We start from the raw sequence: 25,344 nt of genomic DNA, 5'->3' as shown, positions 1-25,344 counted from the left end.
GATTAGGAAGTGGAACAGATGAAATTAGAAGAGTTTGATTTTCATTTACCAGAGGAATTGATTGCCCAAGTTCCTTTGAAGAACAGGGAAGCAAGTAGATTGATGGTATTGGACAAGGAAACCGGTGAGATTCAGCATGATGTGTTCAGTTCAATCACGGAATATGTGAAGTCGGGTGATTGTCTTGTATTGAATGATACGAAGGTTTTACCAGCAAGACTTTATGGAAGTAAAGAGGAAACAGGCGGGAAAGTTGAAGTTCTTTTGTTAAAACAAGAGAGTGACGATGTTTGGGAGACCTTGGTGAAACCTGCAAAACGTATTAAAGAAGGATCCACTATCGTTTTTGGTGATGGCAAGCTACGTGCAGTCTGCACAGGCATTCTGGATCATGGCGGCCGGATTATGAAATTCCAGTATGATGGCATATTCTATGAAATATTGGACGAACTTGGCGAAATGCCGTTGCCACCTTACATTAAAGAACAACTTGACGATCAAGACCGCTACCAGACGGTTTATGCACGTGAACGTGGGTCGGCAGCAGCACCTACGGCTGGTCTCCACTTTACGGAGCATTTGCTTGAAAAGCTTAAAGACATGGGGGTTCACATTGCTTTCATCACGCTACACGTTGGGCTTGGAACGTTCCGCCCTGTAAGTGTGGAAGACATCGACAGTCATGAAATGCATTCGGAATTTTACCAAATGACCGAAGGCACAGCACGGTTGTTGAATGAAGTGAAAGGAAACGGCGGAAGGATCATCACAGTCGGCACGACATCAACAAGAACGCTGGAAACGATTGCATCCCGTAATGATGGGGTTTTCAAGGAAGAAAGCGGCTGGACAAGCATTTTCATCTATCCTGGTTTTGAATTCAAGGGAATCGATGCAATGATCACGAACTTCCATTTGCCAAAATCGACGTTAATCATGCTTATTTCTGCACTTGCAGGAAGGGAAAATGTTCTCCATGCCTACGAAACGGCAGTGGAAGAAAAATACAGGTTCTTTAGTTTTGGAGATGCAATGTTAATCAAGTAATATAAAGAGTGATAGGCTCTTGAAGGGAGTTATTGCGTTGACTGCAATACGATATGAGTTAATCAAAACATGTAAACAGACGGGGGCACGGCTTGGCCGCGTTCATACGCCACATGGTTCTTTCGAAACTCCAGCATTTATGCCGGTTGGGACGATGGCTACCGTCAAAACGATGTCACCTGAAGAATTGAAACAAATGGGGGCAGGCATCATCCTCAGCAATACGTACCATTTATGGCTACGTCCAGGGCATGAGATCATCAAGGAAGCTGGAGGACTGCATAAATTCATGAACTGGGATCGCGCAATATTAACGGATTCCGGCGGTTTCCAGGTATTCTCCCTAAGCAAATTCCGTCAAATTGAGGAAGAGGGCGTCCATTTCAGAAACCATATCAATGGTGATAAGCTATTTTTATCTCCTGAAAAGGCAATGGAAATCCAAAATGCACTAGGCTCAGATATCATGATGGCATTCGATGAGTGTCCTCCATTCCCGGCTACCGAGGAATACATGAAGAAGTCTGTCGAACGGACATCACGCTGGGCAGAACGCTGCTTGAATGCTCATGAACGTCCAAATGATCAAGGATTATTCGGTATCGTTCAGGGTGGGGAGTTTGAACATCTCCGTAAACAAAGTGCGAAAGACCTTGTTTCCCTTGATTTCCCGGGTTATGCTATTGGAGGATTATCGGTGGGTGAACCAAAGGATATTATGAACCGTGTGCTTGAGTTCACGAGTCCGCTCCTACCAACGAATAAGCCTCGTTACCTCATGGGGGTTGGATCACCTGATTCATTGATTGACGGTGCAATCCGCGGGGTTGATATGTTTGACTGTGTATTGCCAACACGAATCGCTCGTAATGGTACATTGATGACAAGTACTGGCCGATTAGTCGTAAAAAATGCGAAGTACGCGCGTGATTTTGGTCCAATCGATGAAAATTGCGATTGCCATGTTTGTAAAAATTATAGCCGGGCATACATTCGCCACTTAATTAAATGCGAAGAAACGTATGGTATTCGTCTAACGACTTATCACAATCTTCATTTTCTGTTAAACTTGATGGAACAGGTCAGACAAGCTATCCGAGAAGATCGCCTTGGAGACTTTAGGGAAGAGTTTTTTGAACAATATGGTTTCAATAAGCCAAATGCAAAAAACTTCTAATTCCATAAATACTTTAAAAAATGAAAGGAGTGAATATAAATGGGTGGTTTAACACAATTACTTCCGTTAATCTTAATGTTCGTATTGTTCTATTTCCTACTTATCCGTCCGCAGCAAAAACGCGCCAAGAATACAAGAAACATGCAAGAGAGCTTGAAAAAAGGCGACAAGGTTGCAACGATCGGTGGAATGCACGGAACAATCGATGCTATCGATGAGTTAAAAATCGTCATTAAATCTACAGATGGTTCAAAACTAACGTTTGACCGTGCTGCAATCCGTGAAATTACGGAAAGCGCACCAGCTAGAGAAGCACAAGTATAAGACAGACGAAAACCGGGCCCTGTGCCCGGTTTTTTTTGTTTCCATTAATTCGTCCGTGATTCTGAGCTCATATTCACTCCAAGTACTCCACCCATCATAGCGGTAATGACAAAGCATCCGTAATAAATCCATTGTTTCAAGGTGAACAGTGCATCATGTCCCAAGTATTGAAAAAGGAACACGACAAGGAGATACAGTAATCCTGTACTGCCACCTAGGAATAACCCCTGTTTCTGACCTTTGCCCCCTGAAATGAACCCGCCAATGAATAATGATATAAAGGACACGATCATGATTACGTATGTCAGGGATGATTCCGTCAATGAAGTGAAACGAAGAAGAATCGAAAATAGAAAACTTGCAATCACAGCTATGGCAAAGATGGAGCCGACGCCATAAAGTACGGCGACGCTCATTTTTTTTGTTTCGATGTTTATTCCCCCTTTTTAAAAGGCTGAATCGACTAGCCTGTTGATGTGTTTGTACAAGCATATTCCACTTTTATCCGCTTTAGACCAGGTTTGGGAACCTTCCGTGAATTTTTAAAATAAAAAGAGTAATTATTCGTCATCCCAGCCATGATAATGGTGAAGGAAGTGCTTTGTATGGAAGATTATTTAAGCAGTGGAATAAGGACCCTATTTGTTTATTTATTCATTTTGCTCCTTTTTAGGTTGATGGGAAAACGAGAGGTCGGGGAACTTAGCATCCTGGATTTGGTGGTTTCCATCATGATAGGAGACATTGCTGTATTAGCCTTAGAAGGAAATGATGAACCATTTTTTGGAACGATTTTCCCGATGTTGGTCCTTGCAGTTGTTCAAATCATATTGGCATTCTTTTCATTGAAGAGTGTAAGGTTCCGCTATCTCATGGATGGCCAGCCGCAAATCATCATCAACCAAGGGAAAATAGATGAGAAAGTAATGAGAAGGCAACGGTATAATTTTAATGATTTGTTGACGCAGCTCCGCGAACAGGGAATCAGTGACTTGAATGAAGTGCAATTTGCGATACTTGAATCTTCGGGCAAGCTCTCTGTCATTAAAAATAGCCAAGGGAAGAAGTCAAAAAGTATCGAAACACCATACCCGCTTATCATCGACGGAAAGATACAGGAAAACAACCTAGCATACATAGGAAAAGACAAATACTGGCTTCTGCATCAGTTGAAAAGGCATGGATACCTGAAGCTTGAAGAAGTCTCGATTTGCGGTTTCATCAATGGTCAGATCTATATTGATAAAAAAGAAGTGAGGAAATAACCAAGGGAACTTGGTTATTTCTATTTCCAAGCAAACTTTGCTAAGAAACCACCGATGAAAGGAATACGAATCAAATCCACCTTCTTTATGCTGCCCGTCCCTAACATGAAAAAGATGAAAAGCACCAACAATACTGAAACGGAGAGCAATAAGCGCGATCCCAATGGCAGAGAGGCGAGAGGGAATTCGTAGACATAATAACCCCCAAAGCCAGAAATCAAAGCAATGATCAAAGAAAGGATGTAGCTCCGGAAATGGAGCGTGAATGGAACGACTTTTATAACGGTGGAAAAGTGGAGGAACGTAACGAGCATGGTCCCTACCGCTATTCCGATTGCAGCCCCCATGATGCCGAAATTCTCCTTTGAAGCCAGCATCCAGATTACGCCGATCTTGAGGATGTTTCCTGCCAGACTGTTAAACATGGCAGCTTTTGCAAGGTCAAGTGCCTGAAGCATGGACTGAAGTGGATATTGAAAATAGAAAAGGATAAAAAAAGGTGCCAGGAACTTAATGAATACGGCTGCATGAGAAGAACCATACATCACCTGTAAGATTGGTTCAGCGAAGATGAAGAGAGTGACGACGGCTAGACAGCCGGTAATGAAGGTAATTTTCAGTGCTTGCTGAAGCCTATGTTCCACTAGCAGATAATTTCCTGTCGTCCGTGCTTCACTAACAGCAGGAACGAGGGCTGTAGCCAGTGAAGCCGTGACAAAGGAGGGAAGCATGAGAAGGGGCAAGGCATATCCTGTTAGCTCCCCGTATTGACTTGTGGCCGCTGCAGCCGTCACGCCTGCCAGGGCTAAGCTCTGAGCAACGACGATTGGTTCCAGGAACCAGGAAATGGAACCGATCATGCGACTGCCTGTCGAAGGAAGGGCAATTCCCATTAGTTCGGTAAACGTCCCTTTTCCTGATTTAACATTTTGAAAGAAACCCTTTCTGAATCTGAAATGCTTCTTGAATTTAAAGCTTGTTAAAAGGTATGAAAGAGAAACGAGTTCACCAATTATTGAGGCAAACATGGCACCGGCTGCGGCATATTCAATTCCATACGGTAAAAAGGCTTTTGTCAGCACCGCGATGAAGGTAATCCGGGCCACCTGCTCAATCACTTGTGAGAACGCAAATGGTTTCATATTTTGCTTACCTTGGAAATATCCGCGCAGGACAGATGAAATGGCGATGATCGGAACAATAGGGGCAATCGCCATAAGTGGCCAAACCGTTCGTCCGTCCGTGAACAAGTGTTCAGAAAGAACGGGTGCCAACAGGAGCATGGCCGGGGTGAAAATCATCGATAAACCAAATGTGCATGCCAAAGAAACAACGAGAATTTTCTTGATTTTCCGTTCATCGCCCCTGGCGTTCGCTTCGGCTACATATTTGGATATGGCAATCGGCAGACCCAATTGAGTCATATTGATAACAAGAAATAATGTCGGCAGTGCCATCATATATAAACCAACGCCTTCTTCGCCGATGAAACGGGCGATGACGATGCGGTTGATGAATCCAAGAACCTTTGTAATCAGGCTTGCTATTAATAAAATCAGCGTCCCTTTCAAAAATTTAGACATTGAACTCCCTCCCTGCCTTCTCAAAAAAGCGGTTATACTATACAATTATCTATATGCTTGTACTTGGACAAAGCATGACAAAAGTGTTTGTGTTCTCTCAAATGATTGAGTCTCTTCTAAGAAATGTACGCATCCAATTGAGAATCATTTTAATGGAGGCAAAGTGATGAAGAAAAAAAATCATCCGTATCAGCGGTATTATTTAAAGGTACGACCATTCCTGAAAAGCAAATGCGAGGAGTTCGAAATGATTGGATTAGAAGCTGTTACCGAGGAGGACCTTTGGAGTACATTGACAGACATGAAATGGAAACGACCGCAGGAAAGCGTCCATCTTCACGAATTGGTCGCTGACATCGTTACGTTTTCAAGCAATCAGTTCATGTCGTTCCAAATGGTCCAAGCTTTTAAATCACCCAATCTATTCGCCCCCCTTTCTGAAGAAGAGTTAAAAGAGCTTTTGAAAGAATAAAAGAGATATATACTTAAATTGACAGCCGTTTGTAAATGAATCATAATAGATATGGTTATGCTTTTTTTTGGAAAAAAGCATAAAGAACTGTGCCTTTTTTCTCAAACTAAAGAGCAAACAAGATCATTCATGAAAAAATAAACAGTTATTTATACTCCAAGAACAGGCGTAATAAAGAAAGGGGCCTACTACATAATGGTAAAAAGAAGCAGAATCGTTGCGTTTTTTCTAATTGTTCTTTTGATTGCCGCAGCGATGGGAACGACTTCAAAAGGAATCCTTGGGAACATCAAGCTTGGTCTTGATCTTCAAGGCGGTTTTGAAGTGTTATATGAAGTAAAACCGCTTGCCGGTGAAAAAATCACCCAGGATGTTTTGAGCAGTACAGCGAGCGCGCTCGATCGGCGTGTCAATGTATTGGGGGTCAACGAACCTATCATTCAAATTGAAGGAAATGATCGGATCCGTGTTCAGCTAGCGGGTATCCAAGATCAAAATAATGCCAGGGAAATTCTTTCGACTCAGGCAAAACTATCCTTCCGTGACTACAATGATAAGGAAATGATGACAGGGGCTGACCTGAAAGAAGGCGGCGCAAAGCAAACGTTCCAAGATAATAAACCTGTCGTTGAAGTCACATTGAAAGATGCAAACAAGTTTAAAGAGATCACTGAAAAGATTTCTTCCATGGAGAGCCCGACGAATGTACTGGCTATCTGGTTGGATTTTGAAGAAGGAAAAGATTCCATTAAAAAAGTAGATTCACAGGACAATATGATTTCAGCACCAGCTGTCAGTGAAGTCTTCAGTACAAATAAAGTATTCATAACGGGTCAATTTACAGTAGAAGAGGCAAAAGAGCTTGCTGGGTTATTGAACGCAGGTGCCCTGCCCGTTGACTTAAAAGAAGTGTACTCCACTTCCGTTGGGGCCCAATTTGGTGAAGGGGCTTTGAATGATACTATTTTTGCCGGCATCATCGGAATTGCACTTATTTTTATCTTCATGCTTGTGTATTATCGCTTCCCAGGCTTCATTGCGATCGTCACATTGAGCATTTACATTTTCTTAACGCTATTAGTCTTTGATTGGATGAATGCGGTTCTTACGTTACCTGGTATAGCGGCTCTTGTACTCGGTGTTGGGATGGCAGTCGATGCCAATATCATCACCTATGAGCGAATCAGGGATGAGTTAAAACTTGGACGATCTGTGAAGGCAGCATACACAGAAGGTACGAAAAATTCACTTGGCACAATCATGGATGCTAACTTGACGACATTGTTGGCCGCAGCCGTACTATTCTTCTATGGGACAAGCTCGGTTAAAGGATTTGCCACAACGTTGATCATTTCCATCTTAATGAGTTTTGTCACCGCCGTATATGGTACGCGTCTTTTCATGAGCTTATGGGTGAAAAGTGGGTTCCTGGACAAACGGAAATCTTGGTTTGGCGTGAAGAAAAAATACATTCACAATCTATCCGAGAAAATCGATTTAATGTCATTGCCAACTCGCTTTGATAAAATCGACTTCGTAAAACATCGGAAAGTCTTTTATAGCATTTCAATCGGTGTTACGCTCATCGGGATCATTTTCTTGTTCGTATTCAGATTGAATCTGGGCATTGACTTTACCAGTGGTACCCGTATTGAAATCGCTTCGAAAGAGGCACTTACGACTGAACAGATTAAGACGGAGATGGACAAGTTCGATATTGAAGCGAAGGATATCAGGCTTGCCGGTACAGATGATAAAAATGCTGTCGTTCGTACGGTCGGTGTCCTTGATAAACAGGAAATCGCTGAATTGAAGGACCACTTCAATAAGGATTATGGTGCCGAACCTAATGTCAGCACCGTTTCTCCTACAGTCGGAAAAGAACTTGCTAAAAATGCGATGATTGCTTTATTGATCGCATCACTTGGCATCATCCTTTATGTATCCGTACGCTTTGAATGGCGGATGGCTTTACCGGCTGTTGTAGCCCTAATACATGATGCATTCTTCATCATCACGATATTCAGCTTGCTTCGCCTTGAAGTGGATATCACATTCATCGCAGCAGTCTTGACGATTGTGGGTTATTCCATCAATGATACAATCGTTACTTTTGACCGTATCCGTGAGAACTTACGATTTAGCCGTAAGGTCAAAACGGTCGAAGAGCTTGAGAATATTGCCAATATCAGTATAAGACAAACGTTGACGAGATCGATCAATACGGTCTTGACCGTTCTTGTGACAGTTGTGGCGTTAGCGATATTCGGAAGTGAAGCTATTCGAAACTTCTCGATTGCTTTATTTATCGGTTTATTATGTGGCGTTTACTCGTCCCTATTGATTGCTTCTCAATTCTGGCTCGATTTAAAAATCAAAGAATTGAAGAAAAAAGGACCATTGAATACAGCAAAAGAAAAGAAACAGAGTATGGAAGGTCAAGTTTAATAACTAAGAGGGGGCTGGCATAATTGCCGGCCTTCTTTTTTTTCTGAACAAGAAAGTCTATAATATAAAATTGAAACCAAACTTGTGATTTTGTATAATAAGTAGGTTAAGGGGTGAATGCATGTTAAAGCCAAAAACTCGATGGAACGTAAAATCCGTCGATGAAAATAAAGTAGCTATACTAGCCGAAGAGCTTCATATCACACCTTTGGTTGCGACATTACTAGTGAATAGGGGCCTAGATACCATTGAAAGTGCCCGTTCATTTCTATTTGTAAAAAATCAAACTTTCCATGATCCGTTTTTAATGAAAGATATGGATAAAGCGGTATATAGAATAAGAGAAGCGATACAAAATAAAGAGAAAATCAGGATTTTCGGGGACTATGATGCGGATGGTGTAACGTCCACGACGGTCATGATGACGACATTGACTAAATTAGGTGCTGATGTCGATTTTTACATTCCCAACAGGTTTACGGAAGGATATGGACCGAATCCAATGGCTTTCCGCCTGGCTGCAGATCAAGGCGTTAAGGTGTTAATAACCGTCGATACGGGAATCTCTGCTGTGGAAGAAGCGAAGCTGGCAGCTGAGCTAGGCATGGATTATATTTTGACCGACCACCATGAACCAGGTCCTATCCTGCCTGAAGCACTGGCCATCATCCATCCAAAGCTTGAAGATAGCGCCTATCCTTTTAAAGACCTTGCAGGAGTGGGGGTTGCGTTCAAACTGGCCCATGCTTTACTTGGCGAAATGCCCGAGGATCTGCTGGAAATCGCGGCAATCGGTACCATTGCCGATTTGGTCCCTTTACAAGGGGAGAACCGTCTGATTGCTGCGAAAGGAATCGAAAAGCTGCGGTTGACCAAACGACCAGGGCTCGTAGCCTTGATGAAAGTGGCGAATATCCAGCAGGAGGCATTGAGTGAAGAATCAATCGGATTTGGGATGGCGCCTCGAATCAATGCCGTTGGCCGCCTTGGAGATGCCGATCCGGCCGTCGATTTACTGATGTCGGATAATTTGGAAGAAGCGACCGAGCTTGCTGTGGAAATCAACGATATTAACAAAGAGCGGCAAACGATGGTTGCATCGATGGCTGAAGAAGCCATTCGGGAAGTGGAGGAAAACTATCCGCCTGAGACCAATGGTGTCCTTATCATTGGAAGGGAAGGGTGGAATGCGGGGGTTGTCGGGATTGTAGCCTCTAAGCTCGTTGAACGTTTTTACCGACCAACCATCGTATTAAGTTTTGACCAGGAAAAAGGACTTGCAAAGGGATCGGCCCGGAGCATTTCCGGCTTCGACCTTTTCGCAAGCCTTTCAACCTGTCGGGAACTATTGCCTCATTTCGGTGGCCATCCTATGGCTGCAGGGATGACATTGAAAATCGAAGACGTTCAAGAGCTTCGGGACCGTATGAATAAGATTGCGAACGAACAACTTAACGAAGAGGACTTCACACCGATTACCAATCTGGATGGGGCGACGACATTGGCTGAAGCCTCCATTCAAACGATCCAGGAAATGAGTTTGCTTGCTCCCTTCGGTGTGACGAACCCTAAGCCGAAGATTTTAATAGATTCCGTTCAGCTTGCGAGCGTCCGCAAAATTGGCACGAACCACAACCACTTGAAGGTTCAGCTTGAGGATAGCGAGAATCATAAACTGGATGGGGTAGGGTTCGGCCTTGGACATTATATGGAAGAGATTGCCCCACACGCAAAGGTTTCCGTTATCGGTGAACTTTCCATCAATGAATGGAATAACATCAAAAAGCCGCAAATCTTTGTGCAAGATATAGAAGTCAATCATTGGCAACTTTTCGACTATCGAGGCAAGGGACAAGCTGATAAATGGCTGGCGGACATTCCGGCACATAACCGGAAGATCGTTATCTTCTCTGAGGAAACTCTTAAAGCCTATCCATTTCTACAACAACATCCTGACCTTGTCCATATAGAGGACGAAAAGGATGCCTTGGAACTGGAATGTCATGAAGGCCATGTCGTATTCATGGACATGCCACCGCTGAGGAACCTGTTGAAACAGGTGGTTGAAAATAAAAAACCAGCACGAATCTATGCTCATTTTTCTCATGTGCAGGATCATTTTTTGAGTACGCTACCGACGCGTGACCACTTCAAATGGTTTTATGCATTTCTTTCCAAAAAGGGCCCGCTCGATATAAAAAGGTATGGCGATGACCTTGCCAAATACCGCGGCTGGTCAAGAGATACAGTGGATTTTATTTCTAAGGTGTTTTTTGAGCTTGATTTTGTTACAATAGACAATGGATTAATTATGCTCACGACCAACCCGAAAAAACGCGATTTCAGTGAATCTGTTTCGTTTATAAGAAAGAAAGAACAATTTGAGCTCGAGCAAGAGCTAGTTTATTCTTCCTATCAGCAATTATTCGATTGGTTCAATCATATATTGATTCATGAGGCAATAGACCTTGAGGAGGAAACAAAGCAATGGATTTAAAGCAATTTGTAACGATTGTGCAAGACTGGCCGAAACCGGGTGTTATCTTCAAAGATATTACAACATTAATGGATAATGGTGCCGCTTATAAATACGCAACAGATCAAATCGTGGAGTACGCCCGCGATAAGAAGATTGATTTAGTTGTTGGACCTGAAGCGCGCGGATTCATTATCGGCTGCCCAGTCGCATACTCTTTGGAAGTGGGATTTGCACCAGTGCGAAAAGAAGGTAAGCTTCCACGGGAAACAATCAAAGTCGAATATGGTTTAGAATATGGAACGGATGTATTGACAATCCATAAAGATGCTATTAAACCGGGCCAACGCATTCTAATCACCGACGATTTACTTGCTACTGGCGGTACAATCGAAGCGACGATTAAATTAGTAGAAGAACTTGGTGGAATTGTAGCGGGAATTGCATTCCTGATTGAATTAACAGACCTAGATGGAAAAGATAAATTAGAAGGTTATGATGTTTTAACATTAATGACATTCTAAAAACAAGGGCGCTCTGACCAGAGTGCCTTCTTTTTTTTATCATTTTCAGTGATTTTGTCGAATTTCCAATGAAAAAAAGAAGCATTCTAAAGAAAATACACGTTTAACCCTTTACATCCTTGTGTTTTTTTTCGATAATAGTAATAATAAAGAGTTTTTCTTCTACTTAAATCAATTTGCACATGTATCCGTTTAGGCGGATTTATTTTTTTTAGCAAATAATGTAGGGTTTTGTTGAAAGAAGGAAAGTGTTACCAATCATACTCAATCCGGACGGAAAAGTATCCGGTGGCAGTTAAAGTGGGGTTAAGGTGATTAAATGGCTAATGATCAAATATTGACTGCCGAGCAGGTTGTAGAACGGGCCAGCTTATATCTTCAGCCGGAAGAAGCTGAATTTATTCATAGAGCGTTTAAATATGCAGAGCATGCTCACCGAGAACAATTCCGTAAATCGGGGGAGCCGTATATTATTCATCCGATTCAAGTCGCTGGTATACTGGTGGACCTAGAAATGGATCCTGCAACTATTGCCGCAGGTTTTTTACATGATGTTGTTGAAGACACGGAGATCACGTTAAAGGATATCGAAGAAAATTTCAGTCCTGAAGTAGCCATGCTCGTCGATGGCGTAACCAAATTAGGGAAGATCAAATATAAATCACAGCAAGAACAACAAGCGGAAAATCATCGGAAAATGTTTGTTGCAATGGCTCAAGATATTCGGGTCATTTTAATCAAGCTAGCCGATAGATTGCACAACATGCGGACGTTGAAGCATCTTCCACAGGAAAAGCAGAGAAGGATTTCGAATGAGACCCTGGAAATCTTTGCACCGCTTGCACACCGTCTAGGAATTAGCACGATTAAATGGGAGCTGGAAGATACCGCACTACGGTATTTGAATCCGCAACAGTATTACCGCATCGTCAATCTCATGAAGAAAAAGCGTGCGGAGCGCGAAGAGTATTTAGAAGAAGTTATTGAAGAAGTGCGTAAGAATGTTACGGAAGTCCATATAAATGCCGACCTTTCCGGCAGACCGAAACATATTTACAGCATCTATCGGAAAATGGCTCTCCAAAACAAGCAATTCAGTGAAATTTATGATTTATTAGCGGTACGAATCGTGGTTAACAGTATCAAGGATTGCTATGCAGTCCTGGGGATCATCCATACATGTTGGAAACCGATGCCTGGCCGATTCAAGGATTATATTGCAATGCCAAAGCCGAATATGTATCAATCGTTGCATACGACGGTAATCGGACCAAAAGGCGATCCGCTTGAAGTGCAGATCCGTACATCGGAAATGCATCGCATTGCCGAGTTCGGGGTAGCCGCTCACTGGGCTTACAAAGAAGGCAAGGATGTCGGTGAACAGCCGTCCCTAGAGGAAAAATTGACATGGTTCCGGGAAATCCTAGAATTCCAAGATGACGCTACCAATGCCGAAGAATTCATGGAGTCCCTGAAAATCGATCTTTTCTCCGATATGGTGTTCATTTTCACACCTAAAGGCGATGTAATTGAGCTTCCTTCAGGATCTAATCCAATTGACTTTGCTTACCGTATCCATTCCGAAATCGGTAATAAAACGATAGGTGCCAAAGTGAACGGTAAAATGGTACCGCTGGATTATAAGCTGAAAACAGGTGACATCATTGAAATCCTGACTTCGAAGCATTCATATGGACCTAGTCAGGACTGGCTAAAACTTACCCAAACGTCCCAGGCGAAAAATAAAATCCGCCAATTCTTCAAAAAGCAGCGCCGCGAAGAAAACATTGAAAAAGGCAAAGAGCTGGTTGAAAAAGAAATCAAGGAAATGGAATTTGACCTGAAGGAAATCCTGACTCCCGAAAACATTAAGCGCGTGTCGGATAAATTCAATTTCCTTAATGAAGAGGACATGTATGCAGCAGTCGGCTACAACGGGATTACAGCCCTTCAAGTAGCCAATCGCCTTACTGAAAAATGGCGTAAGCAGAAAATGGTCGAGCAGGAAGCGGACATCACAGAAGCGGTTTCAGATCTCAAAACCTTCCCTAGCTCATCGAAAAAACGTGACTCTGGGGTTCGTGTACCAGGCATTGATAATCTGCTCATACGTTTATCAAGATGTTGCAATCCGGTCCCAGGCGATGAAATTGTCGGCTATATTACCAAAGGACGTGGAGTCTCCGTTCATAGACGAGACTGCCCTAACTTGGAAAGTGGCGAATCGGATCACCGTCTGGTCCCTGTTGAGTGGGAAAGCAGCATAAACGATCGCAAGGAATACATTGTTGAGATTGAAATCAGCGGATATGATCGACGAGGCTTATTGAATGAAGTCCTGCAAGCGGTCAATGAAACTAAGACAAATATTTCAGCCGTTTCAGGTAAGTCAGACCGTAATAAAGTGGCCACCATCAATATGTCCATTTACATTCATAACATTGCCCATTTACAAAAGGTCGTCGTCCGTATAAAACAAATACCAGATGTCTATTCCGTAAGAAGGATTATGAACTAAGGAGTTTTATCACTATGCGTGTTGTTTTACAACGTTCCAAAGCTGCCAAGGTCGTTGTGGCAGACAAAACAATTGGTCAAATTGATAAAGGGATCGTGCTTTTAGTCGGAGTCACCCATGGGGATACCGTGGCTGACGCCGTCCAATTGGCTGAGAAAATTGTCAATCTTAGAATATTTGAAGATGAAAATGAAAAGATGAATCATTCATTACTGGATGTTGGTGGTTCGATCCTTTCCGTTTCACAATTCACCTTATACGGTGATTGCCGAAAAGGCCGTCGCCCGAACTTCATGGACGCCGCCCGTCCTGATGAGGCGAAAGCTTTATATGATCTATTCAATGAAGAATTACGCAAACGTGGCGTCCATACCGAAACAGGTGAATTCGGTGCCATGATGGATGTTCAGCTCACCAATGATGGTCCAGTAACGTTGCTATTGGAAAGTAAAAAATAAATCCCTGCATTGTGCAGGGATTTATTTTTTTATCCGAGAAAATGGGAAAAGCCGAGGCCCCACATTTTGGGCCCCGGCTTTACATCATTTAAAATACCTTGCCAAACCATTATAGATGGCAGAGGTGACGGTTTCTTGGTATTCGTTCGTTGTAATCGTCAATTCGTCGACAGGGTTACTTAAGTAACCTAATTCAATCAGTGCAGCGACTCGTTTGTTTTCACGGATTACATGATAATCCCCAAACCGGTACCCGCGATTAGGTACCTGCATGGTGGAACCGAGTGAATGGGCTATGGAAGAGGCCAAGGCCTGCTGATAGCCGTGATAATAATACGTGGTTATCCCACTTGTAATCTGATCGATGGTGCTATCATAATGGAGGCTGATGAACGCATCGGCATTATGAATATGAGAGATGCTGACACGTGATGGAAGAGCCACATACGTATTGGAGCTTCTTGTTAGGATGACTTTTGCCCCAGCGGCCTGAAGCTTGTCCCGAAGTAACTCAGCCGTCTGGATGGTCAAGTTCTTTTCAAGAGTACCACCAACTCCGATTGTCCCGCTATCGCGGCCTCCATGGCCTGGATCAATGATGATGACTTTATCTTCTAAATATTTTTCAACACCTGGTCGTTTAACTTGATCGGCGTTCCCCTCAACTTTAACAATCCAGCCTGCTACATAAGCGGTTTTCCCATTCTTAAGCTTAATGGAGTACCAATCTCCCTCCATGCCAAGGACGGGGAAGGTTTCCCCCTCGTTAACTTGTCCAACGATGTCGGAGCCAGTGTCCGGTTTACTTCTAAGGATGGTGCCATCATGTAAAGTTGTAATGTTCTTACCTTTGTTAGGTTGGTTCGTTTTTTGGGCCGTTTGTTCCTCATTCTCAATTTCTAGGAACCAGCTGACGACCCATCCTTTTTTTGCGTCGGAAAGTTGAAGCTGTGTCATTTGTCCTTTTTGTTGGAGAACTGGATAAGTCTCATCCTTATTGACCGAACCGATGACTTCGCTATTCAAAGAATCTTTTTTCCGCACATTTAAACCTGTGGCGGTTATTCTTGCTATGGCCGTGCCTGCCGTGATTTCCTTGGTAACGTCTTTATCCTTGCCAATTTCTATGTATGATTCAGCGACCCATCCTTTTTTGCCTTTAAAGTTAATTTCAGCCCATTCATTATTGATTTGATAAACGGTGACCGAAGCACTCTTATTCAGTTTACCTAATGAGGCGCTGTTTTTGGATGGTTCCGAACGGACATTAAGGTTGTCGACCATGACGAAACCGGTTTTCAGGTTCCTTCCCGATTCTTCCTTAACATCTTGATTCACCTTGTTCTCTGCTGAAGAAGAAGGAAGCTGAATGTAGTCAGCTGCGACCCATCCCTCGATGTCACCTTTTTTAATTTGGACCCAATTTTCATTCTTTTCCATTATGTCTACTGGTGTACCTTTTGATAATGTACTTACCGTTTGGAATGTGGTGCCTGGACCAAAACGGACACGGACGGAATCGCCGGTAATGGTACCTTGACCAGTTTTCATCCTGACTTGACCCGACTCCGTATTTCTTTCCACAAGCCAATTGGCCACCCAGCCTGTCCTACCGGTACCAATCCGTATTTCGTACCAATCATCTTTTTCACTTACGATTTCATATTTGTCGCCCTTTGTAAGCCTTTTGACGATAGGGTAACTAAGGCCCGCACCTTCACGGACATTGACCACCTTTGACGTCACGATAATTTCTCCTTCACTTTCTCCAAGTACGTGTTGTACCGGTGAAAAAGCCGTCATCATCAGCAACAGGGCAAGGGCAATGAATCCTGGTTTCCTTTTCATGGCTGTCTCTCTCCCTTTTCTGTCTATCTGTATCTATTCTCGTTCAATAAAAAATTTCCCTCTTTATTATGCAAAAAAGATTTATTTTTGGAAAGACTAAATCATATCTAAACGATGGAGGGGTACAAATGAAATTCAGCGAGAAGGCCCAAACGACATTAAATGGAGGCAATCAAGTATTAGGCGTCGATTTTCATGATTTCATCCAAAAGGAACAAACTGCAAATCTTGTTGAATTAGCATCCGAATTCGAAGTGAACGTCCGGACGATCAAAAACTTGAAAAAGAATCTCAATCAATGAAAGTTTCGACAAATTTCTCAAGGAATCTTGACATTTGAAGGCAACGTCCGTATGATTATACAATATCAGAACTATTACTGTAACAACCAATGATGGAGAAGAGTAATTAAGAAACACATGAACAAGAGAGGAAATGCCGAGGCTGAAAGCATTCCACATGATGACTTAATGAAAGAACCCTCCGTAGGTTTCACTCTGAACGATTTCACTAGTAGGAGATGGACGTAAGCAGGCGTTAACTGCTTTTAAGCGGAGGCACGTATTTATTGTGTTTCAACTAGGGTGGCACCACGGGATATTCAACTCTCGTCCCTTGTAACGATTATGTTACAAGGGGCGGGAGTTTTTTGTTTGGGATAAAATGGCGTTTGCTTTAAAGGAGGAAATAATTATGTCGATTCAGATTCCAAGAGGTACACAGGATTTACTGCCTGAACAAACGGAGATTTGGCAGTATATTGAAAAGACCGCGCGCGAAATTTGTCAACGTTATCAGTATAAAGAAATCCGTACGCCGATATTTGAACATACGGAATTATTTTTGCGGGGTGTAGGGGATACGACCGACATCGTGCAAAAAGAGATGTATTCATTCCAGGATCGCGGCGAAAGGAATCTGACGCTTCGTCCTGAAGGAACAGCTTCTGTCGTTCGTTCATACATCGAGAACAAAATGTTTGGTTGGGCGAATCAACCGGTCAAACTTTATTATATCGGACCCATGTTCCGGTACGAACGGCCACAGGCAGGACGCTTCCGTCAGTTCGTTCAATTCGGGATCGAAGCTTTGGGCAGTAAGGATCCTGGCATTGATGCAGAGGTTCTTTCATTGGCGATGAGCCTGTACAAGGCACTTGGATTGAAAAAACTGAAATTGGTCATTAATAGCTTAGGGGATAAAGAAAGCCGGACAGCGCACCGCAATGCATTAATCCAGCATTTCGAGCCACGCATCGGCGAGTTCTGTGGTGATTGCCAGCAACGCCTGGAAAAAAACCCACTCCGTATTCTTGATTGTAAGAAAGACCACGATCATGAATTGATGCAAACGGCACCTTCCATCATTGATTATTTAAATGAGGAATCACGTATCTATTTCGAAAAAGTGAAGCAGCATTTAACAAATTTGGACATCGAGTTTGTCGAAGATCCAACACTTGTTCGCGGCTTGGATTATTACAATCATACAGCTTTTGAAATCATGAGTGATGCTGAAGGATTTGGAGCCATCACGACTCTATGCGGTGGAGGACGTTATAACGGTCTTGCCGAAGAGCTTGGCGGTCCGGAAACGCCAGGAATTGGTTTTGCACTTAGCATCGAGCGTCTCATTGCTGCACTTTCAGCCGAAAATGTCCAACTTCCAATTAAAAAAGGCATCGATTGCTATCTTGTTTCATTAGGTGAAGCGGCTAAGGATTATAACGTAAAACTTGCCTATCAATTGCGTAATGCTGGATTCAAAGTCGAAAAAGACTACCAGGACCGTAAAGTAAAAGCCCAATTTAAATCAGCTGACCGTCTAGAAGCGAAATACGTGGCGACTCTTGGAGACGATGAATTGGCAAACAATAAAATCAGTCTAAAGTTCATGGAAACGGGCGAACAGGTCCAAATGGATCTAGCTACATTCGTTGAACAATTTAAAAAGCTACAGGCTTAAGGGGGAAATACCATGTTTGGCAGAACATACTTCAATGGAGAAGTAACAGAAGCAGCAATTGGTGAAAAGGTTACATTAAAAGGATGGGTACAAAAACGTCGTGACCTAGGTGGAGTGATCTTTATCGACCTTCGTGACAGAAGCGGGGTCGTACAAGTCGTTTTCAATCCGGATATCTCGGCAGCAGCCTTGGCAACCGCTGAAAAAATCCGTAATGAATACGTTCTTGATATTCAAGGAACGGTCATCAAGCGTGATGAGGCGAACATCAACCCGAACGTGACAACAGGTACGATTGAAGTTCAAGCCGAAAGCGTAACAATCTTGAATGAAGCAAAAACACCTCCGTTCATCATTGATGAAAGAACGGAAGTCTCAGAAGATATCCGTTTGAAATATCGTTACTTGGACTTACGTCGTCCGGCCATGTTCGAAACGTTGAAAATGCGTAACCAAACGACTAAAGCAATCCGTGATTTCTTGGACGGAGAAGGCTTCCTTGATATCGAAACACCGATCTTGACAAAAAGCACACCAGAAGGCGCACGTGATTATTTAGTCCCAAGCCGTGTCCATGATGGTGAATTTTACGCATTGCCACAATCTCCACAGCTTTTCAAACAGCTATTGATGGTATCTGGCTTTGAACGCTATTACCAAATTGCACGCTGTTTCCGTGATGAAGATTTACGTGCTGACAGACAGCCTGAATTCACGCAAATCGATATTGAAACTAGCTTCATGAGCCAGGAAGATATCATTAAAACGGCTGAAAACATGATGGCAAAAGTCATGAAAGACGTAAAAGGAATGGACGTTACCCTTCCATTCCCGCAAATGACGTATAACGAAGCGATGAGCCGTTTTGGTTCTGACAAACCGGATACACGTTTTGCAATGGAATTGAAAGACGTATCTGAAATCGTGAAAGATAGCGACTTTAAAGTATTTACAGGAGCTATTGCGAACGGGGGACAAGTAAAAGCAATCGTCGTTAAGGACGGAAATGCAGACTATTCCCGTAAAGATATCGATGCATTGGCAGAATTTGCAGCGATTTACGGCGCGAAAGGCCTTGCTTGGTTGAAAGTCGAAGAAGACGGCGTAAAAGGACCAATCGCTAAATTCTTCGCTGAAGATCAACAACAATTAGTAGCTGCAGTGGAAGCGGAAGTAGGGGACCTTATCCTATTTGTTGCCGATAAAAAAGGAATCGTAGCGGACGCACTTGGTGCACTTCGTAACAAGCTTGGTAAAGAAAGAGGCTTGATCGACGAAAGCAAATTCAACTTCCTATGGGTTACAGACTGGCCATTATTTGAATATGACGAAGACGAAGGCCGCTACTACGCAGCCCACCATCCATTCACAATGCCATTCCGTGAAGACTTGGATATTCTTGAATCCGATCCGGCCAATGTCCGCGCACAAGCCTATGACCTTGTATTGAACGGGTACGAGCTTGGCGGTGGTTCATTACGTATTTTCGAACGTGATGTTCAAGAAAAAATGTTCAAAGTACTTGGATTCACTGAAGAAGAAGCAAAAGCACAATTCGGATTCCTAATGGATGCCTTTGAATACGGAACACCTCCACATGGCGGAATTGCCCTTGGATTAGACCGTATGGTAATGTTGCTTGCGGGTCGTTCAAACCTTCGCGATACCATCGCGTTCCCAAAAACAGCTAGCGCCAGCGATTTGCTTGTAGATGCTCCAAGTCCGGTAAGCGACAAGCAATTAGCAGAACTAAGCATCAGATTGGCTGCAAAGAAAAGTAAGTAAATTGGTAAAAAATGATAAATTATACCTAGATGCTTTCTCTTGAAACAGAGCTAAGTGATATGCTATGATGATTTCAACAAGTAAGAGTCCTGATGTGTTCGTTCTTTAACCTATAAGTTTTGACCGAACACTTATAGTTACCGGGAGCACTAGTTTCCAGGCCGCGTAAATGCCTCCTTCGTAGAGGACTTACAAATGCAAGGAACCGAGCACCCACCTGCGGAGAGCGGGTTCAAAACAAAGGCATAAACGGCACAATTGGGACTCTTACTCATAACAAAGTAACTCATGTTGAGAAAACATGGGTTTTTTTGTGTGCTTTGGATGGGGTTTGGTTTGACTGATAAAAGTGCTGATTTGACTGATAAAAGTGCTGATTTGACCGATAAAAGACATGCAGAACCCTTTTATGCAGGATTCATCTGCAGACATGTCGAAAAAAGCATGCAAGGAGAGTGATGAATTGATTAAAAAAGCATGCAAGAAGCCAATTAAGATGCTCAAACTAGAAGCGTTGACCAGGAGGCTACCTGAACACCATCCTAAGCAGTACCTTATAACGAGTGATTATCGGAAAATACACACGGGCCATAAAGGAGAACGAGCCATCGGTGCTGAGTTAGCCTATCTATCAGGGGAATTTTACATCTTTCATGATCTGCGATTACAGCATGACGCAACCCGTTTTTTTCAACTGGATCTATTGCTTTTGTCCAAAAATGTAATGATTATTATAGAGGTGAAAAACTTTGCCGGTTCACTTTATTTTGATCGACTTTATCCTCAATTGATCCGTACGAAAGACGGGCAGGAACAAGCCTACCTTGACCCGCTTCTACAGGTGAATATCCAGAAATCCCGCTTAATCGATTGGATGAGGCTTCATAAATTCCCGGAGATTCCGATAGAAACCCTCATTGCTAATGCAAACCCGAATGCCATCATCAAAACTACGCCTGGGCACACTTCGATTTTCAACCAAATTACCGGTAGAGAAACCCTCAACGCTAGAATACGAACCCTTGAAAATAAGTATCCTTCCCATTTACTGACGCAAAGGCAATTCAACAAACTTTCTAATAGCTTCCTCCAAAAAAACACCCCGCTTAATCAGAATATCCTACACGTGTACCAAATCCCTGAAACTGAATTATTGAAAGGTGTCCAATGTCCGGAATGTATGGCTCTTCCCATGAAACGCGGGCGGGGAAAATGGATATGCCCTTCATGTTCACATAGCTCAAAGAATGCTCACTTACAAGCATTGCATGATTTTGCCCTCCTTTTCCGTCCTACGGTAACGAATAAAGATGTGCGTTCGTTTCTGCAAATTGAATCAGGAACGGTTGCCAATCGTATCCTGTCAGGAATGAAGGTCGATCATTACGGATCATATAAAGGGCGAGAATATGTTCTTGAATGGGAGGTTGACTGATATAAAGTGAGTTTTGACCGATAAATGTTACATTAGACCGATAAAAGTGCAAAATTGACCGGTAAAAACATCAAACCGACTGATACCCGCACTATTTATGGAACATTCCGTGATGTACGTTCGTAAATTATGAGTAGGAGTATAAATCTTTAGCGAGGATAGAAAGTAGTGAGGGCTTTGAAGGACTTATTGCACGCGAAAAGGAAAGAAATGCTCCAATTATTGGAGCAGCTTGTGAATATCGATAGCGGTTCTTATACAAAAAAAGGCATTGATGAAATCGGAGCGATTTTAAAAAAGAAATTTGAGGATCTTAATTTTCTAGTGACGGTAATTAAACAGGAGAAATATGGCGATCATTTAGTCATCCAGCACCGTGAAGCAATGTCTCCGCATATTCTCATTATTGGCCATATGGATACCGTTTTTTCGGAAGGGACGGCGAAGAAACGTCCGTTCAAAATGGTGGGCCCGCGTGCATATGGGCCAGGTGTTATTGACATGAAGGGAAGCTTGGTCGAGCTTCTATATGCGATTTTTTGCATGAAGCTCACTGGACAAACCGGCTATAAACATATACAGATCATTTTGAACAGTGATGAAGAGATAGGGTCGCCATCGTCTGCCGCGCTCATTTCGGAAAAAGCCAAGGACAAGAAGTTCGCGCTTGTGTTAGAGCCAGCGAGAGCAGATGGTTCACTTGTCACCGCGAGAAGAGGTTGCGGCCAATTCAAGGTGGAGGTTGTAGGGAAATCTGCACATTCTGGGGTTGAACCGGAAAAAGGTCAGAGTGCGATTGAAGAATTGGCTCATAAGATCCTCGCCCTGCATCGGTTAACGGATCATCAACTAGGCATCGGCGTAAATGTTGGAATCATAGAAGGCGGGGTGGCGGTCAATACAGTTGCACCCCATGCATCAGCTTTAATAGATGTGCGAATCTCGAAAAGAAACCAGGCGCAGTTCGTCTTTAAGCAAATGAAGGATATCTGTGCCCAAACGTTTGTAGCGGGAACAAAAACAAGCCTTAGCGGTAAGATGGACCGGCCACCCATGGAAAAGACGGAGAAAACCACCGTCTTATTGGAAATCATCCGGCAAGCGGGTGAGGAAATGGGCATCACCATCACCGATACGGAAACGGGCGGAGGCTCGGATGCGTCGTTCCCCTCTGAATTAGGGATTGCAACGATTGATGGACTCGGACCGATTGGAGGCCATGCCCATAGCGAAGATGAATATTTAGAGATAGAAAGCCTGTTAGAACGCACACTCCTATTAGCCACCTTGCTCGAAAAATTGTCTCGAATGAACTAGCCTGCCAATTCCGATAAAACTGGTCATATTTGCTTGTCATCCCTGATGTTTATGATATATTGTTAATTGGGAACATAAATAAGATCAGAATTTATTGGAGTTGAAAATATATGCTGCATCAGTTTTCACGAAATGAACTAGCGATTGGTAAAGAGGGCATGGACCGGTTGAAAAACACGACGGTCGCTGTCCTTGGTGTAGGCGGAGTCGGTTCTTTTTCAGCCGAAGCGTTGGCACGTACAGGTGTTGGCCGGATTATCCTTGTCGATAAAGATGATGTGGACATCACAAATGTAAACAGACAGATCCATGCGCTTCTTTCGACTGTGGGCCAGCCAAAAGCCGAATTGATGAAAGCGCGCATCCAGGATATTAATCCGGAGTGTGAAGTCATCGCCTTGAAGATGTTTTATACAGAAGAAACCTTCGAGGAATTCTTCAGTTATAATCTCGATTATGTCATCGATGCATCCGATACGGTCATCTACAAAATGCATGTCATGAAAGAGTGCCTGAAACGAAATATCAAGATCATCGCAAGTATGGGTGCCGCAAATAAAATGGATCCAACCCGCTTCCAGATTGCTGATATTTCGAAGACACATACCGATCCGCTTGCGAAAGTCATCCGCACAAGATTGCGTAAAGAAGGCATCACAAAAGGAATTCCGGTTGTATTTTCCGATGAAAGCCCAATTGTGATACGTGAGGATGTCCGGAAAGAGGTCGGTAATGATGAGGCGAAAATCCGTAAAGCTCAAATGCCTCCATCTTCCAATGCGTTCGTTCCATCTGTAGCCGGCTTAATTGCGGCAAGCTGGGTCATCAATGACCTATTAAAAGATATTGAAGTTCGTCGTGTTAACGATTAATAAGCCGGAAGCTGACTCTGATCCAGGGTCAGTTTTTTTGTTTTAATAATTACATATATTTACTATTTTACCGAAAAATATAGACAAACTACCTAGAATGAGATACATTATTTTCAGAATATTCTTTTTGTTTTTAAAGAAAAAGGGGGTTTCAAATGAAAAAGAAAAAGTTAGCAGGCATGGTTTTATCACTATCATTAATCGCGGGGGCACTGGCAGGTTGCAATGGTGACTCGAAAACCAGTAGTTCAGGCGGAGGATCATCCAGTTCAGGAGACACCATAAAAATTGGTGCGAACCTTGAATTGTCAGGTGGGACGGCCTCATTTGGTCAGTCTGCAATGGATGGTTTGCAATTGGCCATCGATGAAATCAATAAAGAAGGAATCAATGGTAAAAAAATTGAAATTAAAAAAGTGGATAATAAATCGGATGCAGCAGAAGCAACGAACGGTTCGATTAAACTTGTCAGTCAGGATAAAGTAGTGGCGATTGTAGGATCCGCTACAAGTACAAACACGTTGGCACAAGTTCAGGTCGCACAGGATAACAAGATTCCTCTACTTACACCAACCGCAACCAATCCCGATATCACGAACAAAGCTGGAAAATTGAATGATTATGTGTTTAGAACATGCTTCATCGATCCATTCCAAGGAACCGTTGCAGCCAATTTCGCAACAGATGAAGTGAAGGCGAAGACTGCTGCCATTTATGTTGACAGTGCAAGCGATTACTCAAAAGGACTCGCTGCAGCCTTTAAGGAAGCCTTTACGAAAAATGGAGGGAAAATCGTATCGGAAGAAGCTTATGTGACAAAAGATACTGATTTCCGTGCCACATTGACTCGCATCAAGTCAGCAAAACCAGAGTTCGTATTTCTTCCAGGTTACTATGAAGAAGTCGGTCTGATCTTGAAGCAAGCTCGGGAAAATGGAATGGACCTCCCGTTCATGGGTGGAGACGGCTGGGATTCACCAAAAGTCGTGGAAATTGCCGGAGCGGAAACTTTGAAGAACACCTATATCACTAATCACTATTCGCCGGAAGACGAAGACGCTAAGATTCAAGATTTCGTTTCAGCATTCAAAGCTAAATACAACAAAACACCTGATGCTTTTGCTGCATTAGGCTACGACACTGGTTACTATTTGGCTGATGCCATCAAAAGAGCTGGAGACCCAACATCTGAAAATATCAGAAAAGCATTAGAAGAAGTGAAGGATTTCGAATTAGTCTCAGGAACCTTGAACTTGGATGAAAACCATGATCCGATTAAATCGGCCACCATCTTGGAATATGTGGATGGCAAACAAACCTTTAATACGAAGATTGATCCGTGATCTAGATTGATTCAAAGGGACCGCCATATGGCGGTCTTTTTGTTGTAATATGCCAGCAGAAATACCTGCATATTTATATAGTATTATACAATTTTGAAATAGAAATCTGTATAAAAGATACGTGCTGAATGTAGGCGTAAAAACCTATCAGGATACTCAAGAATAGAAAATTAAGGAAATGATAAGGTTGGATGTTACTAATGACGGAATAAAAAATGACCGATGAAAAACGTAGGTTTATAACATTGAAATAAAGAAACTCTTTGATTTTTCTCTGTTAATAACGAGGATGGCATATATCAATATAATAATAGCTTGCAAAGGTCTATGAGATATAGACTATTGGACAAAATGTTCATGCATTTTACGTCTAGACGTGGTGAAAATTATGCGGTAAACTATTTTCAAAATATTTATTTAATTGTAAATATTTATATTAATCTGTTATTTAATCGGCGTATTGAATAAATATTCATGCGCTACACAC

21 protein-coding genes, 1 other RNA gene and 1 other annotated feature are annotated in these 25,344 nt (G+C 42.7%); of the genes, 19 read left to right on the top strand and 3 right to left on the bottom strand.

Annotation, left to right across the window (positions count from 1 at the left end; genetic code table 11):
- Window positions 1-18: 18 nt before the first annotated feature.
- Genes queA through yajC form a run of 3 tightly spaced genes read left to right on the top strand, consistent with a single transcriptional unit; the run spans window position 19 to window position 2,548 of the window.
- On the top strand, window positions 19-1,047 hold the full coding sequence (queA, locus tag ACIQXH_RS02885) for a tRNA preQ1(34) S-adenosylmethionine ribosyltransferase-isomerase QueA (RefSeq protein ID WP_403122077.1): 1,029 nt from the start codon (window positions 19-21) through the stop codon (window positions 1,045-1,047).
- Between the two features lie 37 nt (window positions 1,048-1,084).
- A complete protein-coding gene (tgt, locus tag ACIQXH_RS02880; RefSeq protein ID WP_402986425.1) occupies window positions 1,085-2,224 on the top strand; it encodes a tRNA guanosine(34) transglycosylase Tgt in 1,140 nt (379 codons plus the stop codon).
- 39 nt (window positions 2,225-2,263) lie between these two features.
- The gene (gene yajC, locus ACIQXH_RS02875) at window positions 2,264-2,548 is read left to right on the top strand and encodes a preprotein translocase subunit YajC (RefSeq protein ID WP_402869833.1); all 285 of its coding nucleotides are present in this window, start codon (window positions 2,264-2,266) and stop codon (window positions 2,546-2,548) included.
- 44 nt (window positions 2,549-2,592) lie between these two features.
- Here the strand turns inward: yajC and ACIQXH_RS02870 are convergent, their stop codons facing one another.
- A complete protein-coding gene (locus ACIQXH_RS02870) occupies window positions 2,593-2,964 on the bottom strand; it encodes a TIGR04086 family membrane protein (RefSeq protein WP_402869831.1) in 372 nt (123 codons plus the stop codon).
- 189 nt (window positions 2,965-3,153) lie between these two features.
- Here ACIQXH_RS02870 and ACIQXH_RS02865 point away from each other — a divergent pair, with 189 nt between their 5' ends.
- Entirely contained in the window at window positions 3,154-3,813 is a 660-nt protein-coding gene (locus tag ACIQXH_RS02865) for a DUF421 domain-containing protein (protein ID WP_402958222.1), read from the top strand.
- A 20-nt stretch (window positions 3,814-3,833) separates the two neighbouring features.
- Here the strand turns inward: ACIQXH_RS02865 and spoVB are convergent, their stop codons facing one another.
- A complete protein-coding gene (gene spoVB, locus ACIQXH_RS02860; protein WP_402986423.1) occupies window positions 3,834-5,396 on the bottom strand; it encodes a stage V sporulation protein B in 1,563 nt (520 codons plus the stop codon).
- Between the two features lie 166 nt (window positions 5,397-5,562).
- On the opposite strand from spoVB, the gene ACIQXH_RS02855 reads away from it, so the two are divergent.
- The 6 genes from ACIQXH_RS02855 (at window position 5,563) to dtd (ending at window position 14,292) form a co-directional block, all read left to right on the top strand.
- Window positions 5,563-5,868 carry a post-transcriptional regulator gene (locus tag ACIQXH_RS02855; RefSeq protein ID WP_402869825.1) on the top strand — a complete coding sequence of 102 codons (306 nt, stop codon included), beginning with the start codon at window positions 5,563-5,565 and terminating at the stop codon, window positions 5,866-5,868.
- Between the two features lie 195 nt (window positions 5,869-6,063).
- Window positions 6,064-8,316 (top strand): protein translocase subunit SecDF, encoded by a 2,253-nt coding sequence (gene secDF, locus ACIQXH_RS02850; RefSeq protein ID WP_402958227.1) that lies wholly within the window; start codon window positions 6,064-6,066, stop codon window positions 8,314-8,316.
- Window positions 8,317-8,437: 121 nt separating this feature from the next.
- Complete coding sequence (recJ, locus tag ACIQXH_RS02845; protein WP_402986421.1) at window positions 8,438-10,813, top strand: single-stranded-DNA-specific exonuclease RecJ; 2,376 nt, start codon at window positions 8,438-8,440, stop codon at window positions 10,811-10,813.
- A complete protein-coding gene (locus ACIQXH_RS02840; RefSeq protein WP_402869819.1) occupies window positions 10,804-11,316 on the top strand; it encodes an adenine phosphoribosyltransferase in 513 nt (170 codons plus the stop codon). Before recJ ends, ACIQXH_RS02840 begins: the two co-directional genes overlap by 10 nt.
- A 319-nt stretch (window positions 11,317-11,635) precedes the next feature.
- Window positions 11,636-13,834, top strand: coding sequence for a RelA/SpoT family protein (locus tag ACIQXH_RS02835; RefSeq protein ID WP_402869817.1), 2,199 nt, complete (start codon window positions 11,636-11,638; stop codon window positions 13,832-13,834).
- Between the two features lie 14 nt (window positions 13,835-13,848).
- Window positions 13,849-14,292: a D-aminoacyl-tRNA deacylase gene (gene dtd / locus ACIQXH_RS02830; RefSeq protein WP_403122074.1), complete on the top strand. Its 444-nt coding sequence runs from the start codon at window positions 13,849-13,851 to the stop codon at window positions 14,290-14,292.
- Between the two features lie 84 nt (window positions 14,293-14,376).
- Here dtd and ACIQXH_RS02825 read toward each other — a convergent pair whose 3' ends face one another.
- Complete coding sequence (locus tag ACIQXH_RS02825) at window positions 14,377-16,140, bottom strand: N-acetylmuramoyl-L-alanine amidase family protein (RefSeq protein ID WP_403122072.1); 1,764 nt, start codon at window positions 16,138-16,140, stop codon at window positions 14,377-14,379.
- A gap of 128 nt (window positions 16,141-16,268) precedes the next feature.
- Between ACIQXH_RS02825 and ACIQXH_RS02820 the strand changes: the two genes are divergently transcribed.
- The 9 genes from ACIQXH_RS02820 (at window position 16,269) to ACIQXH_RS02780 (ending at window position 24,857) form a co-directional block, all read left to right on the top strand.
- Entirely contained in the window at window positions 16,269-16,442 is a 174-nt protein-coding gene (locus ACIQXH_RS02820) for a hypothetical protein (protein WP_402869812.1), read from the top strand.
- An 80-nt stretch (window positions 16,443-16,522) separates the two neighbouring features.
- Window positions 16,523-16,759, top strand: a binding site (T-box leader).
- A gap of 74 nt (window positions 16,760-16,833) precedes the next feature.
- Entirely contained in the window at window positions 16,834-18,105 is a 1,272-nt protein-coding gene (gene hisS / locus ACIQXH_RS02815) for a histidine--tRNA ligase (protein ID WP_402869810.1), read from the top strand.
- Window positions 18,106-18,117: 12 nt separating this feature from the next.
- Window positions 18,118-19,890: an aspartate--tRNA ligase gene (gene aspS, locus ACIQXH_RS02810; protein WP_402869808.1), complete on the top strand. Its 1,773-nt coding sequence runs from the start codon at window positions 18,118-18,120 to the stop codon at window positions 19,888-19,890.
- A gap of 83 nt (window positions 19,891-19,973) precedes the next feature.
- Window positions 19,974-20,159: non-coding RNA, 6S RNA (gene ssrS / locus ACIQXH_RS02805), on the top strand.
- 67 nt (window positions 20,160-20,226) lie between these two features.
- Window positions 20,227-20,349: a hypothetical protein gene (locus ACIQXH_RS02800; RefSeq protein ID WP_403122070.1), complete on the top strand. Its 123-nt coding sequence runs from the start codon at window positions 20,227-20,229 to the stop codon at window positions 20,347-20,349.
- Window positions 20,350-20,353: 4 nt separating this feature from the next.
- Complete coding sequence (locus tag ACIQXH_RS02795) at window positions 20,354-21,325, top strand: NERD domain-containing protein (RefSeq protein WP_403122068.1); 972 nt, start codon at window positions 20,354-20,356, stop codon at window positions 21,323-21,325.
- 168 nt (window positions 21,326-21,493) lie between these two features.
- Window positions 21,494-22,642, top strand: coding sequence for a M20 family metallopeptidase (locus ACIQXH_RS02790; RefSeq protein WP_403122067.1), 1,149 nt, complete (start codon window positions 21,494-21,496; stop codon window positions 22,640-22,642).
- Between the two features lie 110 nt (window positions 22,643-22,752).
- Window positions 22,753-23,514, top strand: a complete 762-nt coding sequence (locus ACIQXH_RS02785) for a tRNA threonylcarbamoyladenosine dehydratase (protein WP_402958245.1) — start codon at window positions 22,753-22,755, stop codon at window positions 23,512-23,514.
- 155 nt (window positions 23,515-23,669) lie between these two features.
- Complete coding sequence (locus ACIQXH_RS02780) at window positions 23,670-24,857, top strand: ABC transporter substrate-binding protein (protein WP_403122065.1); 1,188 nt, start codon at window positions 23,670-23,672, stop codon at window positions 24,855-24,857.
- The last annotated feature ends 487 nt before the right edge of the window (window positions 24,858-25,344 follow it).

It is taken from the genome of Peribacillus sp. NPDC097225 (assembly GCF_044761955.1).
GTDB lineage: Bacteria > Bacillota > Bacilli > Bacillales > DSM-1321 > Peribacillus.
Note: the sequence above shows the minus strand (reverse complement) of the source record. Positions and strands in the feature narration are given on the sequence as shown.